Here is a 16957-nt window from a genome sequence, read left to right on the forward strand (position 1 = left end):
CCAGCTTGGGTAACCAGTCTTACAACTCGATATTAATGTAGATTCTTTTATTAATCATCTCATCACTAACTAAGCATTAGCAGTACCGCTGTTCGCAAGTTTCAATAATTCACCTCTCTGTAAAAGTAAAATTTCACCTCTACCCATTGTGATAAAACCTTTTTGTTCTAGACGCTTTAGTTGTCGACTAACGACTTCTCTTGCAGTACCGAGTTCATCTGCAATTTGCTGATGTGTTCTAACAATACTGTTATTTCCAATGTCTAGTAAAAATTTTGCTAAACGTGCATCAAGACTCTGAAAAGCAACCTCGTCGAGAAGTAATATAAGGTCACTAATTAATGCGCCATAATTCTTCATTACATATTTTCGAAAAACAGGCGAATCAATCATTAATCTTTGAAAAATGGGTTCGGGGATAATGACATCCTCGACTTCTTCCTCAACAATAGTGGATGCTGGATACTGACTATTTCCTAGCAAGCATGTTGTTGTAATAACGCAAGTTTCACCTGCTCCAACACGATATAAAACAATTTCACGACCAGTAACAGATACTTTAAAAACACGAGATTGACCTTTTAATCGCATTACGTAAGCACCGCATTTGTCACCTTCACGGTATCCAATCACACCAGGAGGAGCTTTTACAATTCTGACGTGTTGCTTGAGGAGTGCTTTAGATTCTGTTTCTAACTCTTCAAATTCAGGAAAGCTACTAAACCACGCAATCTCATTCAGCTCCATCACACACCCCAATTTAAAGTTTTAATTCTCCTATTTTAATCTTTTATTCAAAAATTAATTATTAAGAAAATACTTATCACATTAAAAATGTGTTCATCCATCTTTCAGTAAGCTATACGTATATTCAAATTGAATATGAAGTCATGAGTTAGTCCTACGCACGTAAATTTTTTTATTAGATTACCTCACTCAAAACAAAAAGACCCAAGGCGTTAACCTTGAGTCTTTTTATAAATGGTGGCCCCTCTGTGAGTCGAACACAGCACCAACGGATTATGAGTCCGCTGCTCTAACCAAGCATGAGCTAAGGGGCCGTAAAGCGTGGGATTATAAACTAATCCTGACCGTTTTCGAGGAAACTGCGCAGGCGTTCCGAGCGGGTCGGATGACGCAGTTTGCGCAGGGCCTTGGCTTCAATTTGGCGGATGCGTTCACGGGTAACGTCAAATTGTTTGCCGACTTCTTCGAGGGTGTGGTCTGTGTTCATTTCGATACCAAAACGCATACGCAGTACTTTTGCTTCGCGCGGGGTGAGTGACTCTAGCACTTCACTGGTGGCGTCACGCAGGCTGGCGTACACGGCGGCATCCATCGGTGCCAACGTGGTGTTGTCTTCGATAAAGTCGCCCAAATGGGAGTCTTCGTCGTCACCAATCGGGGTTTCCATCGAAATCGGTTCTTTGCTGATTTTGAGGATTTTGCGGATTTTTTCTTCCGGCATTTCCATTTTTTCAGCCAAGGTCGCCGGATCAGGTTCGAGGCCGGTTTCTTGCAGAATCTGGCGACTGATACGGTTCATTTTGTTGATGGTTTCGATCATGTGTACCGGGATACGGATGGTACGCGCTTGGTCGGCGATCGAACGAGTAATGGCCTGACGAATCCACCAGGTGGCATAGGTAGAAAATTTGTAACCACGGCGGTATTCAAATTTGTCTACCGCTTTCATCAGGCCGATGTTGCCTTCTTGAATCAAATCAAGGAACTGCAAGCCACGGTTGGTGTATTTTTTGGCGATAGAAATCACCAAACGCAGGTTGGCCTCGATCATTTCGCGCTTGGCACGACGGGCACGGGCTTCACCGGTGGTCATTTGTTTGTTGATTTCACGCAGCTCTTTAATCGGCAAGCCAACGCGATTCTGCAGATTTTGCAGGCGCTCTTGCTGGTCGAGAATAGAGTGTCTAAAGCGGCTTAAACGCTCGCCGTATGCTGGTTTGCCTGCCAGCTCGCCATCTAACCAAGTGAGGTTAATTTCGTTGCCGACAAAGCTCTTGATGAACTGCTGACGCGGCATGTTGGCTTTTTCGACACAAAAGTCCATGATTTTACGTTCATGTGAACGCACTTCTTCAACCATGTTGCGCACTTGGTCGCACAGGGCTTCAACTTGTTTGGCCGAGAAGCGGAAAGCGGTCAGCTCGTCGAGCACTTGTTGGTGCAGTGTTTTGTATTCTGCATCATTGGTGCCTTTGGTTTCGCGAATGTTGTTCATGGTGCTGTTGGCAGCGCGAATCACGGCAAAGCGTGCTAACACTTCGTCTTTGAGTCTCGCTAAGGCTTCAGCAGACAAAGCATTGGCTTTGGCATCGCCATCTTCATCATCTTCGTCGGTTTCTTCTTCGGCGGCCTCTTCTTCTTCGGCATCCGCCACGGCCAATGCGTCGTCTAAGCCGAGGTCACTGTCAATCAAGCCATCCACAAGGTCATCGACACTCATTTCGTCTTTTTCAACTTTATCGACCATCTCTAGCAACTGGGCGATCGTGGTTGGACAGGCGGCAATGGCCTGTACCATGTGTTTGAGACCATCTTCGATACGCTTGGCGATTTCGATTTCACCCTCACGCGTCAACAAGTCAACGGTACCCATTTCGCGCATATACATACGCACTGGGTCGGTGGTGCGGCCAAACTCGGAGTCAACCGTCGCCAGTGCTTGCTCAGCTTCTTCAGCGGCATCTTCGTCGGTGACGGCAGGCGGTGCATCAGACATCAGCAATACTTCGGCGTCAGGGGCTTCTTCGTAAACCTGAATGCCCATGTCGTTGATCATGCCGATGATGCTCTCGATCTGCTCGGAGTCTTGCACGTCATCTGGCAGATGGTCGTTAATTTCGGCGTAGGTCAGGTAGCCGCGCTCTTTACCGAGCACAATCAGGGTTTTGAGGCGGGTACGGCGCGCCTCGGCATCCATTGCCTGGGTGGCGGGGTCTTTGTGTGTTTCCACTTCGTTGATGCCGAGTTCTTTGTCTAAACTTTTATCTGCTTTGGGTCTGGCCATGGCCGATTCCACCTCTAAAATGATTGATGCCGAGTGTTGGCTACCGCTGCTGTCACATCACTCGATTTAACATTACGGGAAACCCTATATTTTACCAGATTTTTGCACGTTTTTTAAGCATGCCCATACGGTTTTTAGGGAATAGTGCTGACTAGCGCTTGCTGGTTAACTGCCGCAGGGCCTCACGCTCTGCATCCGACAAGGTTGAAAATGGCTTTTCTGTCAGCCGTCCTAGCAAGGATTTTTCTCGCGCCATCAGCGCCATGTCTGATAATTGGGTACAAGCACCCTCAAATTCAAGCGTAAAGTCGAGGGATTCATCCAATAATGACAACTCTCGTTGCAATTGCTGTTGCAGCGCTTCTGAAATGTAGGGCGCGATCATCTGTAGCAACACTACTGGGCGCGATTCGGGTTTTGCGAGGGCCGCCCGAATCACAATGCGCAGCATATGCGCTTCGTCGCTTTCGTCGACAATGGCGGCGCCGAGTTCAGGCTTTGCCCATTGCGGGCGCATCAGCAACATCAAGGCCAAGCGCACAAACAGTGACGAAGGGGTTCGCGAACGCTGACGTACCACTTTTTGTTTGATTTTTGCGGGATCAGGCAGCTTGAGCATGCGCTGAACTTCGCCGCCTGCCAAGCCGGTCATTTCAGCGACCTTTTTGCGCAACAGCATGGCATAGCGCGGCGCTTGAATCTGCTTGAGTATCGGTTCGGCATCATTTAAAAACTGCACTTTGTCCTCTTGTGAGGCGAGTGGATTTTGCTCGCTTAAGTGCTGAATGATGTATTGCGATAAGGGCATGGCTTTTTCCATTTCAGCCTCGAATGCTTCTTTGCCAAATTCACGCACAAAACTGTCAGGATCATGCTCGGCTGGCAAAAACAAAAAACGCAGCTTGAGGCCGTCTTTAATGGCGGGCAAGGCATTCATAACAGCGCGCCAAGCGGCGGTGCGCCCGGCTTTGTCGCCATCAAAGCTAAATACAATTTCATCGGTTTGCCGCATCAGTTTGGCAATATGAAACGGTGTGGTCGCGGTGCCCAAGGCAGCAACGGCATACTCGATGCCATATTGCGCCAACGCCACCACATCCATATAGCCTTCTACCACTAGCACGCGGCCGGCATCACGAATCGCCCGTCTGGCCATGAACAAGCCATACAGTTCATGGCCTTTTTGAAATACGGGTGTTTCGGGCGAGTTGTAATACTTGGGGCTGTCTTCAGGGTTAATCACGCGCCCGCCAAAGCCGATGACCTCACCTTTTTGATTGTGAATCGGGAACATGATGCGATCGCGAAATCGATCGTAGCGTCGCCCTTGCTCATTCTGCACCACTAAGCCGGCGGTTTCTAAGGCCTCAGCTTCATATTGCGGAAACACCGATTGTAAGTTTTGCCAGCCGGCCGGCGCATAGCCCACTTGAAATTTAGCTGCGACTTGGCCACTTAAGCCGCGTGCTTTCAAATATTCAATGGCTCTGGGCGATTTTTTTAGCTCGGCTTTGTAGTAGTTGGCTGCCTGTTGCAGGGTTTCTTGCAAACTGAGCAACACCGCCTTTGAGGTCGCTGGCGGCAGATTCGGATCGCGCTGCTCTTGGGGCACGATCATGCCGATCTGTCGGGCCAGATCGTGAATCGCCTCCACAAAACTGAGCCCGTTGTACTCCATTAAAAAACTGAGGGCTGAGCCATGCGCGCCACAGCCAAAACAGTGGTAAAACTGCTTGGTTGGACTCACTGTAAAGCTTGGCGATTTTTCATTATGAAAAGGACAGCAGGCGGAATAATTCGTCCCGGCTTTTTTCAGCGGCACGGACTTGTCGATCACTTCGACAATATCAACACGATTGAGCAGCTCTTGAATAAAACTTTCGGGGATCATAAATACAAGTATCGCCTATGCGCGCTAAAAAAACAAAGGGCGCAAAATGCGCCCCGTTGCCTGCTTACTCAATCACGCATTACGCCAATGCGGCCTTGATCAATCCAGATACTTTTGCCATGTCTGCCTTGCCAGCCACCAATGGTTTCACCGCACCAACCACCTTACCCATGTCTTTGGCGCCTGCGGCCCCCGTCTCAACCACCACTTTAGCAATGATGGCATTAATTTCATCTTCGCTGAGTTGTGCAGGCAGATACGCTTGCAATACCGTCACTTCAAACTTTTCTTGATCGGCCAGATCGTGGCGGTTCGCGCCTTCAAACGCAGCGATCGAGTCACGGCGCTGCTTGAGCATTTTCTCAATGGCTGCAATCACCGCATCATCATCTAGCTCGATACGCTCATCAACTTCGCGCTGCTTGATGGCCGCTTGCAACAAACGAATCACACCCAGCTTTTGCATGTCTTTGGCACGCATGGCGGTTTTCATGTCTTCGGAGATTTGTGCTTTCAGGCTCATGGCAGGCTCTTTATCTGAGTAAACGGTGCGTTAAATGTGGGCTGTAAAAATAGCTAAAGGTTGCGGAAATCCACAACCTTCGCTTCGTCGGTTAACAGGTAAGGGCTAACCATTTACGCCACATCTACTAAAAATTAGTAGAGTTTTGTTGGCAACTGTTGGTTGCGCAGACGGCGATACTGACGCTTAACCGCGGCAGCAGCTTTACGCTTACGCTCCCATGTTGGCTTCTCGTAGAACTCGCGTGCACGCAAGTCGTTCAACAAACCGGTTTTTTCAATCAAACGCTTGAAGCGGCGCATTGCTACGTCAAACGGTTCGTTCTCTTTCACACGAATAGCGGTCATGTAATCCCTATCCTTCAAAAATGGTTGGCAAATCGTGCTGACGCATTGATGCAGCACTGAAAACCGCGTATTCTATCGCGCTTATTTGGATTTATCAATCCTTTCTGCAAAATATTGTATTGAGAAAGCATTATGTTGGTATTGGGCATCGAATCCTCTTGTGATGAAACAGGCGTCGCGCTGTATGACACCCGCCGCGGACTACTCGCGCACGCACTGCATTCACAAATTGATATGCATGCCGCCTATGGCGGTGTGGTGCCAGAACTCGCCTCGCGCGACCATATCCGCCGCGCCCTGCCCCTCACGCAGCAGGTACTTTCGCAAGCGGACAAAACCTTGCAAGAGATTGAAGGCATCGCCTACACGCAAGGGCCTGGCCTGGCTGGAGCCTTACTGGTGGGCACTAGCATTGCGCAGTCACTGGCGATGGCATTAAATGTGCCTTCGATTGGGGTGCACCACCTAGAAGGACACTTACTAGCGCCAATGCTAGAGGAACATCCACCGGCCTTCCCGTTTGTGGCTTTACTGGTATCAGGGGGACACAGCCAACTGATGCGTGTAGACGGCATCGGCCAATATGAACTATTGGGCGATACGCTAGACGATGCCGCAGGCGAAGCGTTTGATAAAACAGCCAAGTTATTGGGCCTAGGTTACCCCGGCGGCCCGGCAGTGTCTCAACAGGCAGACCTCGGCACGGCCCATTTTCAGCTACCTAGGCCGATGCTTAACAGCCCGGATTTGAATTTTAGTTTTAGCGGGCTCAAAACGGCGGTACTCACCTTAGTGAAGAGCCAGCCCACGCTTGATGCAGAAACCATCCAAAATATTGCCTGGGAGTTTCAGGAGTCGGTCACCGAGATTTTGGTGCACAAATGCCTGAAAGCGCTTAAACAAACCAAATTAAGAAGATTGGTGGTGTCAGGCGGGGTGGGCGCAAATAAACGTCTACGTAGCCGCTTAAATGAAGCCGCCAGCAAGCGCGGCATCAGTGTCAATTATCCGCGGCTTGAGTTTTGTACCGATAATGGCGCGATGATCGCCTTTGCCGGTGCCATGCGCCTACACGCGATGCAACCCGCTAAACAAGACTATAGCTTTAGTATCCGGCCACGCTGGGATTTAGCCGAGCTCAAAGCGCCCGCCTAAACACTGGGCGTCACTTTTTGCCAAATCGTGTTTCTGTGCCTGCCAGCAGCTTTTCAATATTGGATTGATGGCGAATAATTAAACAGGCAGCCATGACCACGACCACCGCCACATAGACGGGATAGGGCGATAGAAACTGCCATGCAATCAGCGGCGACAACGCTGCCGCGACCAGCGCAGACAAAGATGAAATGCGGCTCACTGCAAACACCAACAGCCACACCGCAAGCACGCTAAGCGCCAACCAGCCAGAAAAAGCAATCATCACGCCCAAAGCAGTGGCAACCCCTTTACCGCCCTTAAACTTGTGATATAGCGGAAACAAATGCCCGAGAAACACTGCCAAGCCGACCAGTGCGACCACATCCATTAACATGCCCGCGTGCAATGCCAGCCATACCGGGAGCCAGCCTTTAAACGCATCGCCGAGCAATGTGAGTATTGCTGCTGATTTTTTACCGCTACGCGCGACATTGGTCGCGCCAATATTGCCGCTACCCACGGTGCGTGGGTCTGGCAGGCGATAGAGCTTGCTGATGATAATGCCAAAGGCAATCGACCCGATTAAATACGCTGCCACAATCCAAACCAGCGCTTCAATGTCAAACCCAATTTCGTTCATGCTTAAAATCCCAAGGTAATGCAGCCGCTTATGCCAGCCACTGCACGATGTTGTATGATGCCGAATCATACTGGATTCCGGCTTGTGCGGAAATAAAAGGACATCGATTCATGGACACAATTTTTCTAGAACAAGTCAAAGTACAAACCAAACTTGGCGTGCCAGACTGGGAGCGCACCGTGCCGCAAACCATCATTCTGGACATTGAAATTGGCTATGACTTCACCCATGCCTGTCGCACGGATGCCATTGAAGACACCATTGATTATGGCCGCGTCGTTGCCCGCATCCGCGAGACGTTGGCCGAACACAGTTTTAAATTGGTAGAAGCACTCGGCGAGCACGTGTGCCAGCTGATTCTGCAAGAGTTCAAGGCGCAAAATGTGCAGTTAAAAGTCAGCAAACCTGGTATTTTGCCCGGCTTAAAAGCGTTGGGAATTTCGATCTACCGGTCTGCGTAGGTCACACAAAGCAGCGCTTGCGCTGGCCTGATCGCCATCAACCTCTGGGATGATGCACTTTATGTAACTGTTGCAAACGCTCTCTGGCCACATGCGTATAAATTTGTGTAGTCGAGATGTCTGCATGTCCGAGCAGCATCTGCACCACGCGCAGGTCCGCACCGTGGTTTAACAAATGGGTAGCGAAAGCATGGCGTAAAACATGCGGGCTGATATGTTGCGAGATACCCGCTTGCAAGGCATAGCGTTGAATAAGGTGCCAGAAAGCGTGCCGTGTCATCGCCGCCCCTCGCGTGGTGACAAATACGGCATCACTCAACGCGCCTTTTAAAATGTCAGGGCGCGCAACCGTCAGATAACGGTCTATCCACTCCGCGGCTTCTTGTCCCATCGGGACCAGTCGCGTTTTACTGCCTTTGCCAGTCACCCGCACAACACCGTCTTGCGTGCTGACTTCGGCGATACGAATATTCACTAGCTCAGACACTCGCAGACCACTCGCATACAGCAATTCCAACATGGCGCGGTCACGCAAACCCAATGCCGCATTGACATCCGGCGCATGCAGCAAGTCTTCCACTTGCGCCTCGCTCAGCGTTTTGGGCAAGGATTTAGGCATTTTTGGCGCCTCAATATGCAAGGTCGGATCCTGCTGGATCAGCCGCTCTAACAACGCATAGCGATAAAAGCGACGCAAAGTCGCAATCAAACGGTTAATGCTTCGCACTTTGACCAACGGAAAACGATAGGCCAAGTAGGCCTGCACGTGATGCGCTTGTATTTGCCTGAGCGTCAGCGACTGCTCGCCACACCACCCAGCAAAGCCCTTTAAATCATTGCGGTAACTAGACAGGGTATTCGGCGACAAACCATCTTCGAGCCAAAGCTGGTCAATAAATGTATCAATCTCGGGCGCCCCATGACTCGTCCCTGCTGCTTGCTTCACAAGCGGTTTCTGTTGCCGCATCTAGGTCCTTTATGGCTTGCGCTGTTCATGCGCCAATAGCCAGCGCTTAATTTCAAGACCGCCGTCTATGCCTTGCATAAATCCACCCAAACCCTGGCTGGCGACGACGCGGTGACAAGGATTAAATAGTGGCACTGGATTGGCACCACAGGCGTTCGCTACCGCGCGCGGCCCGGATTGCACGCTGCTGGCCAGTTGACCATAAGAGCGTGTTTCCCCGACTGGAATCTCACGCATCGCCTGCCATACCCGCTGCTGAAAAGGCGTACCCACATGACTTGGTATTGGCACTAATGGTGTATGAGGATCTTGCAAATAGGCAGCCACTTGCTCCGCAATGGGACAAGCGCGCGGATCTGGTTTGCTTTTGATCGGCAACGCCTGCTGCAAAAATTGCACGCTGACGCCTTCAGCGCCATACCGCACCGCCAGAAATCCAAAAGGCGCGGGGATCAAAGCATCTATTTCATCATCAGAGTGATTCATGCAGGCTATTAAACTGCAATCCTGGGCAAGCTGCAACCGGCAATAAAAAAACCCGGAGTAACATCCGGGTTTTTGACTGCGACGATTAAATTAACCGTTGTTTGCTGCGATGTCTTTCTCGCGAGCAACCAATTTTTCTTTAATACGTGCAGATTTACCTGAACGCTCACGCAAGTAATACAATTTCGCACGACGCACATCACCACGACGCTTCACTTCGATAGAAGCGATTTGTGGGGAGTAAGTCTGGAATGTACGCTCAACGCCTTCACCTGAAGAGATTTTACGCACGATAAATGAGGAGTTCAGGCCTCTGTTACGCTTAGCGATTACCACACCTTCGTAAGCCTGCACACGTTTACGTGTACCTTCAACCACGTTTACACCCACAATTACGGTATCACCAGGTGCAAAGCTAGGGATGGTTTTATTCAAACGAGCAATTTCTTCTTGCTCTAACATCTTAATAATGTCTGCCATGTCAGTTCCTTTTAATTGTAAAGAGCTCGTTCCTACTCCACATCTTTGAGTAGCCTAGCCTCTTCTTTCGTCAACGGCCTCGCGGCCAATAAATCAGGGCGTTTTGCCCTGGTTAGCAGTAGCGATTGTTGTAATCGCCATTGTCTAATCTTTTCATGGTGCCCTGAAAGTAATACTTCAGGCACCTTTAATCCTTCAAATTCTTCAGGCCGCGTGTAATGCGGATAATCAAGCAGACCATTTACAAAAGAATCTTCCTGCGCAGAATCTTCATCACCCAAGGCCCCGGGTAATTGGCGGATGATTGCATCCAGCAACACCATGGCGGGTAACTCACCACCACTTAATACATAATCACCGATAGAGATTTCTTCATCCACCAATGACTCCAGCACACGCTGGTCAACGCCTTCATAGCGACTGGCCAACAACACCAATCCCTCATATTCTTTGAGCTGCAGCACTTTTTCGTGCGTCAGCGGCTGGCCACGCGGTGACAAATGAATCACTCTGGGGCTTAATCCCTGCGCCACTAGTCGCGCTTTCGCATCACTAATCGCGGCTGCCAAGGGCTGGGCTAACATCACCATGCCAGGGCCACCGCCATAAGGCCGATCATCCACTGTGTGGTGCACATCTTGCGTATACTGCCGCGGATTCGTCAGCTGCAACTGGTACAGGCCGCGCTGTTTAGCCCGGCTGGTAATACCATGTTCCGTCAGTGCTGCGAACATCTCAGGAAACAAACTGATGACTTCAATTTGCATCATGAGCGCCTCTTTACGCTAAAAATCTGCATCCCAATCCACCAGCACCGTGCCAGCTTGCAGATTGACTTCAGGGACCGCATCATTGGTAAACGGTATCAAGCGCTCGCGGTATTCCTCGTGCAGCTTGCCATCTTTGCCTTTGACGCTTGTGGGCTGTTCTTCCCGCACCACCAGCACATCGTTGGCGCCGGTTTCAAACACTTGCGTGATTTTGCCAAAGCCAATGCCTGCGGTGTTGGTCACGGTCAAACCAATTAAATCAGACCAGTAATACTCACCTTCTTCAGGCGCTGGCAAATCGGCACGCGGCACCGCGATTTGTTGACCTTTCATCGCGAAGGCTGCATCGCGATCACTCACGCCTGCGAGCTTGATCAACAGCACATCATTATGCAGCTTGGCCTGCTCAACAGAGACTTCTCGCCAGTTTGGCGCTTTACCCACCCACCAAGCCTTGTAGTCGAGTAATCCGTCTAAAGACTCTGTGTCTGGTAACACTTTTAGCCAACCAAAAACGCCATATGGGGCGACGATGCGCCCCATCACAACCATATTTTCAAACGCCATTTGAATTTAGGCGCTGAAACAATTACTCAGCAGCTGGCGCTTCAGCGGCAGCGGCTTCTGCAGCAGCTGCGGCGGCGGCATCTGCGTCAGCTTTCGCTTTTGCGGCTGCTTCTGCAGCAGCAGCGTCAGCTTCTGCTTTCAATTTAGCAGCGGCTTCAGCGATTGCTTTTTCTTTCGCAGCTTCGGCTTTGGCAACTTCTTTGGCTTTAACAGCAGCCATACCTTCAGCGCCTTTAGCGTGGAATTTTACCAAACGAGCAACCGTGTCAGACAGTTGTGCACCGTTGTCCACCCAGTATTGTGTACGTGCTTCATCGATACGCAAGCCTTCAGCGCCAGCGCGTGCAGATGGATTGTAGAAACCAACGCGCTCGATAAAACGACCGTCACGACGGTTGCGGGACTCTGCCACAACTACGCTGTAAAACGGGTTCTTTTTGGAGCCACCACGTGATAAACGAATAACGACCATAATCTTGTTCTCTTAAAATTGAATTTCTTTGCAGAAAGGCGCGGATTATACTTGATATTATTCAAGCATGGCAAGTGTTTTTCACTTTGCAGAAATGGTAGTTAGATAAGGGGTAGGGTCCACTACGCCGGCTTGTGTAAATCCCGCTTTACGGAATCGGCAGGAATCGCAAACCCCACAGGCCACCCCTTGCTGATTGGCCTGATAACAGGATACCGTCAGGCCATAATCCACCCCTAAAGCATCGCCGGCGCGAATGATATCTGCCTTCGTCATATCAATCAATGGCGCATGCACGGTAATGGTTTGACCTTCTACCGCTGCTTTGGTAGCCAAATTGGCCATTTGCTGAAAAGCTTTTACATATTCAGTACGACAATCAGGATAACCAGAATAATCAAGCGCATTGACGCCGATGAAAATATCGCGTGCTTGCAGCACCTCTGCCCAGGCCAACGCCAAGGAAAGCATAATCGTATTGCGTGCTGGCACATAAGTGACAGGGATGCCTTGCGTTTCATGCTCGGGCACGGCGATCGCATTATCAGTCAACGCAGAGCCGCCAAATAGCGAAAGATCGAGTTGCACCGTTTTGTGTTCAACCGCTCCCAAGGCTGCAGCCACCCGTTTTGCGGCGAGCAATTCTACATTGTGCCGCTGATGATAATCGAGACTCAAACAATAACTATCGTAGCCTTGTGACTTGGCAATCGCCAATACGGTAGTGGAATCTAATCCACCAGACAACAAAATAACGGCTTTGGGTTTATTTGATGCGACCAACCTTATACTCCTTGCTTTTCGCCCCAGAGAATCTTGTGTAATTGCAGTTGCATGCGTACTTTTAAATGATCTTGCAAAATCCAGCTGGCCAATGTGTCGCCACTGACATCATGAAAGCTCGGTGAAAATAACTGGTCGCAGCCGGCAGGGAACGTCTCTTTTTGCAAGACTTGCTTGGCCCAGTCATAGTCTTCACGGCTACAAATCACCCACTTCACCTCATCGCCCGCCTTGAGTAAAGGTAGATTCTCCCAGCGATTTTTTTCCACCTCACCAGACCCTGGTGTTTTGATATCCATCACCACTTTGACGCGTTTATCTACGGCGGCGATATCGATCGCGCCACTGGTTTCGAGTGACACTTGATAGCCGGTGTCAGCCAACTTGGTCAGCAACTCGATACACGCTTTTTGTGCCAGCGGCTCACCGCCAGTGACACAGACATAAGGCGTGTCATACACGGCAATCTGCGCCATGATTTGCTCAAGCGGCATCACGCTCCCGCCTTTAAAGGCATATTCGGTATCACAATATCCGCAACGCAAGGGACACCCGACCAAGCGAATAAAAATGGTGGGCAGGCCAACGCGCGAGCTTTCGCCCTGCAATGAGTAAAAAATTTCGAAAATTCGGAGTGAGGTCATCTGAGTGTAAAAAGTAAACGGGCAGATATGACTATCTGCCCGCTATTATCGCCGAACTCGCGAAATTCTGCTATTTGATCGTTTCGAGCACTTTGAGACGTTTTTGCGCACTCGGCGTCACTTCTGCCGATGGATAGTTCGCAATCAAGTCTTTCAAAGTTTTTTTAGCCGCAGGAATCTGGCCCAGCTGAATCTGACTGTTAGCCAAACTCATCATTGCGTTGGCAGCCAACGGATGCGATGCATAGCTATCAAGAAACTTCTGCTGCGTTGCCGCGGACGACTTGTAGCTTTTCAGCGCAAACTGCGTATAACCCATCCCGTACAGTGCATCTGGGGCTAATTTGCTCGCAGAGTAGCTTTTCAAAAAGGCATCATAGGCATTAAATGCCTCTTTGTATTTGCCTGCCTGATTGAGCGCATCTGCTTCAGCGAAAGCCGTCGACTCTTGCTGCGAAACATCGGCTTTCACATCTGTGCTGGCTGGGCTGCCAGCGCCGTTCGACGCCGATGGCATTTGCCCATTCGTCACAGACTGCGCCAGCGTTTCGAGCTTGCGTACCCGCGTATCAAGATCTGTATATGAAGCATTTTGCTTGTTACGCAACTCGTCCAGCTGATGTGTCACCACCTCAAGATCCCCTTTGAGTTGGGCCACATCTTGCCGAATCTGTTCAAGCTGGTTTTGCATATCCAGCAAACCTTTGCCGTTGATCAGCGCTTCCAGGCTTTGTACGCGCCGGTCCAGCGATTGCTGGACACGGCTTAGATCGGTGATCGCTTTTTGTTGCGCATCATGCTCGGCCGTTTGTTTGTTTTCCAGTTCCAGAATACGTTTTCTGGCTTCTGTGTCGTCAAACAACGCGGCGTGGCTCACTGTTGAAACAGTCAGCCCCAACGCAAGTAGCGCAGACAATAATCGCAAATTACTGACCTGCATAGACGATGTCTACGCGACGATCCTGCTGGAAGCAACCGTCGTCAGCACAATTTTGCTTAGAACGCTCTTCACCGTAACTCACGGTTTCGATTTGGCTGTCGCTTACGCCCAACACGTTCAGTGCGTTTTTCACAGCCACAGAACGACGTTGACCCAATGCTAAGTTGTACTCGTGTGTACCGCGCTCATCCGTGTTGCCTTGCAGCACCACTTTGGTTTGCGGGTGAGCAACCAAGTATTTAGCGTGGTTAGCGACTAAACCCTTGTACTCTTCACGAATCGCATCGCTGTCATAATCAAAGAACACTTGACGTTTTGCCAACTCAGCCGCGCTCAACTCGTCTTTGCTGGTATCCACATCCACTGTTTTGATGTTGATTTTGTCTGTGTTTGCAGCACTGTCAGCGCCTGCATTGCTGTTGGCATTTGCCATTGGGCGAGTCACGCTAGAATCTTCCACTTTTGCTGGATTCATCGGTGTGCTTTTACAAGCTGTCAACACCAACGCAAGCGCTGCAATTGTCCAAATAGTTTTGTTCATACTTTCTCCTTAAAATGAGTGATTAATTAAATTGACCAAGGATAGCCTACTTGGGCGCTGCTTGTGCAGGCCCCCAAGCAGGTTCACGAATATCTCCGCCTGCCTCTGACAAACGCTGTCTGACCAAACCATCGACCGTGACAGTGGCTAGCGTGCCTTTGCCGCCAACGCGGGTTGCATACATAATGGTACGCGCATTGGGGGCAAAACTGGGTGATTCGTCTTGCGAACCGGTACTGAGCAACTTCACATCGCCAGTGCCTAAATCCTGTACTGCTACTTTAAAAGCGCCGCCGTCGTTGCGAATATAGGCTAGATACTTACCATCAGGCGAAAAACGCGGACTCACATTATAACCGCCTTCAAAAGTCACTCTGGTAGGGGTGCCACCGGTGGCTGACACTTTATAAATTTGCGGACGACCGCCGCGGTCAGAGCTAAAGTAGATGGCGCTGCCATCGGGTGAAAACGCTGGCTCGGTGTCGATGGCACTACTTTTAGTGATTTGTTGCAAATTAGAACCATCCGCCGAAATCGTATAAATCTGCGAATTGGCACCATAGGTCAGCACCACCGCCAATTTATTGCCATCAGGTGACCAAGCTGGCGCGCTGTTGTTCCCTTTAAAGTTGGCGACGATCTTACGTTCACCAGTGTACAGTGATTGCACAAAAACAATCGGTTTCTTTTTCTCAAAAGACACATAAGCCATTTTACTGCCATCTGGCGACCAAGCCGGAGAAATAATCGGCTCATTAGATGACACCAGCGTTTGCGCGTTAAAGCCATCATAGTCTGCAATTTGCAGGGTAAAGCGCTTACCCACCTTGGTGACATACGCAATGCGGGTAGCAAACGCGCCGGGTTGACCGGTGAATTTTTCATAGATCTGGTCAGCAATCAGATGCGCGACATGTCGATATTGACTCGGTGAAACCGTATACGTTAATTGCAACAAAGCCGTCTGACGCAGCACGTCCATCACCTGCACCGATACTTTTATATTGCCATTTGCCGCTTGTTGCACTTCACCCAAGCTCAAGCCTTGCGCTTTCAACGCTGTCCAGTCGGTATATTTGATTTGTGAGGCGCTGGTTGGCAAAGCTGGCATGCCGCTGGTATTAATAATACGAAACATGCCACTGCCGCGCAGGTCATTGCTGATAATGTCATGCAAGCGACTCGTCGATGGCGGGCTGGCCGATTCAGCCATCGGCAAAATGGCGATGGGAATCTGGATTGCGCTACCGCCGCTGATTTCAAGCTCTAAGGCCGCACGTGCCGGCAAAGCCGTCACCCACATCAAGGCAATGGCGAAAAAAACATGGCCGAAGGCGTGATACAAGTGTTTTACAACAGTGTTCATCATCTCAATTTTAATCATTGGTTCACTTATATATATGAATTATAACGAAAAGGCGTCTCAACGTCATTGGCGGATTAGCCGCGCGGCTTAAACTTGAGGCGAATTTGATCCAGCATTTTTCTGCGTACCGCGGGGTCATCGGGCAAATCAAACGGCTTTGCAGCTAACACGGCACGCACCACGGCATCATCACAAACCGCATCGCCTGAACCCTTGACCATCTTGGGCATGCCTGAAATATCGCCCGAATTGGTCATTTGAATATCTACCAATAACTCAGGATTAGACACCGGACACAAGCCAGCATTCATACTACTGGTGATTTTGCGCTTCATCAGCCCCATATAGTAGGCAAGGACCGATGGATCGACTGCCGCCGCGGCCGCAGATTGTTGCGCATCCATGTCTTGCTGGCGTAAGGCATCCTGAATTTTTTTCAGCTTGTCTTCTTCCTCTTGCTTACGCAGCGCTTCTTGTATCTTCTTCAGCTTTTCTTCTTGTTTTTTCTGCTCAAGTGCTTTCTTTTTGTCTTCTTCTTGCAGGCGCTTTTTTTCATCCTCTTGCATTTTGAGTGCAATATCGGCCGCTTGTTCCGCTTGTTTCACTTGCGGTGTCGGCGCCACCACTTTCTCAGATGGCTTAGGCGTAGGTGGTGTGGGTTCTGGTTCAGGCGCTGGCGGAGGTGGTTCGACAGGCTTTACGATGGGCTTTACGACAGACTTAGCTGGCTGCTTACTGGGTAAACTATCCCATAGCGTTGCCTCCATCACACTGGGGGTCACGTGGACGGCTTTCCAGTCAACCATAAACACCATGCTACAAAATAGCAACACATGCATAAGCACAGACAATATGGCTGCACGCTTGCGTATGACTTGATCATGTGGGGACAATACGGTTTTCATCTGTGA

20 protein-coding genes and 1 tRNA gene are annotated in these 16957 nt (G+C 49.9%); 2 read left to right on the forward strand and 19 right to left on the reverse strand.

The features are described from left to right. Positions 1–69: 69 nt before the first annotated feature. The 6 genes from FIT99_RS11085 to rpsU all read right to left on the reverse strand — a co-directional run bounded on the left by FIT99_RS11085 (position 70) and on the right by rpsU (position 5792). Complete coding sequence (locus FIT99_RS11085) at positions 70–747, reverse strand: Crp/Fnr family transcriptional regulator (RefSeq protein WP_140004334.1); 678 nt, start codon at positions 745–747, stop codon at positions 70–72. Between the two features lie 235 nt (positions 748–982). After that, positions 983–1061, reverse strand: a tRNA-Ile gene (locus FIT99_RS11090). 20 nt (positions 1062–1081) lie between these two features. Continuing rightward, on the reverse strand, positions 1082–3031 hold the full coding sequence (gene rpoD / locus FIT99_RS11095) for an RNA polymerase sigma factor RpoD (RefSeq protein ID WP_140004335.1): 1950 nt from the start codon (positions 3029–3031) through the stop codon (positions 1082–1084). Between the two features lie 151 nt (positions 3032–3182). Further along, positions 3183–4922, reverse strand: coding sequence for a DNA primase (dnaG, locus tag FIT99_RS11100; protein ID WP_140004336.1), 1740 nt, complete (start codon positions 4920–4922; stop codon positions 3183–3185). Positions 4923–5001: 79 nt separating this feature from the next. Continuing rightward, positions 5002–5445 carry a GatB/YqeY domain-containing protein gene (locus FIT99_RS11105; RefSeq protein WP_140004337.1) on the reverse strand — a complete coding sequence of 148 codons (444 nt, stop codon included), beginning with the start codon at positions 5443–5445 and terminating at the stop codon, positions 5002–5004. A gap of 134 nt (positions 5446–5579) precedes the next feature. Then, complete coding sequence (gene rpsU, locus FIT99_RS11110) at positions 5580–5792, reverse strand: 30S ribosomal protein S21 (RefSeq protein ID WP_018987466.1); 213 nt, start codon at positions 5790–5792, stop codon at positions 5580–5582. 132 nt (positions 5793–5924) lie between these two features. Between rpsU and tsaD the strand changes: the two genes are divergently transcribed. Continuing rightward, positions 5925–6947, forward strand: coding sequence for a tRNA (adenosine(37)-N6)-threonylcarbamoyltransferase complex transferase subunit TsaD (gene tsaD / locus FIT99_RS11115; protein WP_140004338.1), 1023 nt, complete (start codon positions 5925–5927; stop codon positions 6945–6947). 10 nt (positions 6948–6957) lie between these two features. On the opposite strand, the gene plsY is transcribed toward tsaD, so the two are convergent. Continuing rightward, positions 6958–7569: a glycerol-3-phosphate 1-O-acyltransferase PlsY gene (plsY, locus tag FIT99_RS11120; protein WP_140004339.1), complete on the reverse strand. Its 612-nt coding sequence runs from the start codon at positions 7567–7569 to the stop codon at positions 6958–6960. 110 nt (positions 7570–7679) lie between these two features. Here plsY and folB point away from each other — a divergent pair, with 110 nt between their 5' ends. Further along, on the forward strand, positions 7680–8030 hold the full coding sequence (folB, locus tag FIT99_RS11125; RefSeq protein ID WP_140004340.1) for a dihydroneopterin aldolase: 351 nt from the start codon (positions 7680–7682) through the stop codon (positions 8028–8030). 37 nt (positions 8031–8067) lie between these two features. Here the strand turns inward: folB and xerD are convergent, their stop codons facing one another. From xerD to FIT99_RS11185, 12 genes are all read right to left on the reverse strand, one after another. Beyond that, positions 8068–8976, reverse strand: a complete 909-nt coding sequence (gene xerD, locus FIT99_RS11130) for a site-specific tyrosine recombinase XerD (protein ID WP_396652213.1) — start codon at positions 8974–8976, stop codon at positions 8068–8070. A gap of 30 nt (positions 8977–9006) precedes the next feature. Then, complete coding sequence (locus tag FIT99_RS11135; RefSeq protein ID WP_140004342.1) at positions 9007–9483, reverse strand: methylated-DNA--[protein]-cysteine S-methyltransferase; 477 nt, start codon at positions 9481–9483, stop codon at positions 9007–9009. A gap of 90 nt (positions 9484–9573) precedes the next feature. Continuing rightward, positions 9574–9963 carry a 50S ribosomal protein L19 gene (rplS, locus tag FIT99_RS11140; RefSeq protein ID WP_019883633.1) on the reverse strand — a complete coding sequence of 130 codons (390 nt, stop codon included), beginning with the start codon at positions 9961–9963 and terminating at the stop codon, positions 9574–9576. Between the two features lie 32 nt (positions 9964–9995). Next, the gene (trmD, locus tag FIT99_RS11145; protein WP_223261325.1) at positions 9996–10730 is read right to left on the reverse strand and encodes a tRNA (guanosine(37)-N1)-methyltransferase TrmD; all 735 of its coding nucleotides are present in this window, start codon (positions 10728–10730) and stop codon (positions 9996–9998) included. An 18-nt stretch (positions 10731–10748) separates the two neighbouring features. Then, positions 10749–11285 carry a ribosome maturation factor RimM gene (gene rimM, locus FIT99_RS11150; RefSeq protein ID WP_223261205.1) on the reverse strand — a complete coding sequence of 179 codons (537 nt, stop codon included), beginning with the start codon at positions 11283–11285 and terminating at the stop codon, positions 10749–10751. Positions 11286–11322: 37 nt separating this feature from the next. Beyond that, complete coding sequence (gene rpsP / locus FIT99_RS11155; protein WP_140004345.1) at positions 11323–11772, reverse strand: 30S ribosomal protein S16; 450 nt, start codon at positions 11770–11772, stop codon at positions 11323–11325. An 81-nt stretch (positions 11773–11853) separates the two neighbouring features. Next, the gene (gene queC / locus FIT99_RS11160) at positions 11854–12555 is read right to left on the reverse strand and encodes a 7-cyano-7-deazaguanine synthase QueC (RefSeq protein ID WP_140004346.1); all 702 of its coding nucleotides are present in this window, start codon (positions 12553–12555) and stop codon (positions 11854–11856) included. A 2-nt stretch (positions 12556–12557) separates the two neighbouring features. Further along, a complete protein-coding gene (gene queE / locus FIT99_RS11165; protein WP_140004347.1) occupies positions 12558–13199 on the reverse strand; it encodes a 7-carboxy-7-deazaguanine synthase QueE in 642 nt (213 codons plus the stop codon). A 70-nt stretch (positions 13200–13269) separates the two neighbouring features. After that, complete coding sequence (locus FIT99_RS11170) at positions 13270–14139, reverse strand: YbgF trimerization domain-containing protein (RefSeq protein WP_140004348.1); 870 nt, start codon at positions 14137–14139, stop codon at positions 13270–13272. After that, a complete protein-coding gene (gene pal, locus FIT99_RS11175) occupies positions 14126–14680 on the reverse strand; it encodes a peptidoglycan-associated lipoprotein Pal (protein ID WP_140004349.1) in 555 nt (184 codons plus the stop codon). The genes FIT99_RS11170 and pal overlap by 14 nt, the downstream gene beginning before the upstream one ends. 46 nt (positions 14681–14726) lie before the next feature. Next, entirely contained in the window at positions 14727–16064 is a 1338-nt protein-coding gene (gene tolB, locus FIT99_RS11180; protein ID WP_140004350.1) for a Tol-Pal system beta propeller repeat protein TolB, read from the reverse strand. Positions 16065–16120: 56 nt separating this feature from the next. Then, positions 16121–16939 (reverse strand): cell envelope integrity protein TolA, encoded by an 819-nt coding sequence (locus FIT99_RS11185; RefSeq protein WP_223261206.1) that lies wholly within the window; start codon positions 16937–16939, stop codon positions 16121–16123. Positions 16940–16957: the final 18 nt, after the last annotated feature.

The sequence above is a fragment of the Methylophilus medardicus genome (genome assembly GCF_006363955.1).
GTDB classification, from domain to species: Bacteria; Pseudomonadota; Gammaproteobacteria; order Burkholderiales; family Methylophilaceae; genus Methylophilus; species Methylophilus medardensis.

Coding starts and splice junctions, on each gene's coding strand:
- FIT99_RS11085 (WP_140004334.1), bottom strand. CDS start 747: ATGGAGCTGAATGAGATTGCGTGGTTTAGTAGCTTTCCTGAATTTGAA.
- rpoD (WP_140004335.1), bottom strand. CDS start 3,031: ATGGCCAGACCCAAAGCAGATAAAAGTTTAGACAAAGAACTCGGCATC.
- dnaG (WP_140004336.1), bottom strand. CDS start 4,922: ATGATCCCCGAAAGTTTTATTCAAGAGCTGCTCAATCGTGTTGATATT.
- FIT99_RS11105 (WP_140004337.1), bottom strand. CDS start 5,445: ATGAGCCTGAAAGCACAAATCTCCGAAGACATGAAAACCGCCATGCGT.
- rpsU (WP_018987466.1), bottom strand. CDS start 5,792: ATGACCGCTATTCGTGTGAAAGAGAACGAACCGTTTGACGTAGCAATG.
- tsaD (WP_140004338.1), top strand. CDS start 5,925: ATGTTGGTATTGGGCATCGAATCCTCTTGTGATGAAACAGGCGTCGCG.
- plsY (WP_140004339.1), bottom strand. CDS start 7,569: ATGAACGAAATTGGGTTTGACATTGAAGCGCTGGTTTGGATTGTGGCA.
- folB (WP_140004340.1), top strand. CDS start 7,680: ATGGACACAATTTTTCTAGAACAAGTCAAAGTACAAACCAAACTTGGC.
- FIT99_RS11135 (WP_140004342.1), bottom strand. CDS start 9,483: ATGAATCACTCTGATGATGAAATAGATGCTTTGATCCCCGCGCCTTTT.
- rplS (WP_019883633.1), bottom strand. CDS start 9,963: ATGGCAGACATTATTAAGATGTTAGAGCAAGAAGAAATTGCTCGTTTG.
- trmD (WP_223261325.1), bottom strand. CDS start 10,730: ATGCAAATTGAAGTCATCAGTTTGTTTCCTGAGATGTTCGCAGCACTG.
- rimM (WP_223261205.1), bottom strand. CDS start 11,285: ATGGTTGTGATGGGGCGCATCGTCGCCCCATATGGCGTTTTTGGTTGG.
- rpsP (WP_140004345.1), bottom strand. CDS start 11,772: ATGGTCGTTATTCGTTTATCACGTGGTGGCTCCAAAAAGAACCCGTTT.
- queE (WP_140004347.1), bottom strand. CDS start 13,199: ATGACCTCACTCCGAATTTTCGAAATTTTTTACTCATTGCAGGGCGAA.
- FIT99_RS11170 (WP_140004348.1), bottom strand. CDS start 14,139: ATGCAGGTCAGTAATTTGCGATTATTGTCTGCGCTACTTGCGTTGGGG.
- pal (WP_140004349.1), bottom strand. CDS start 14,680: ATGAACAAAACTATTTGGACAATTGCAGCGCTTGCGTTGGTGTTGACA.
- tolB (WP_140004350.1), bottom strand. CDS start 16,064: ATGATTAAAATTGAGATGATGAACACTGTTGTAAAACACTTGTATCAC.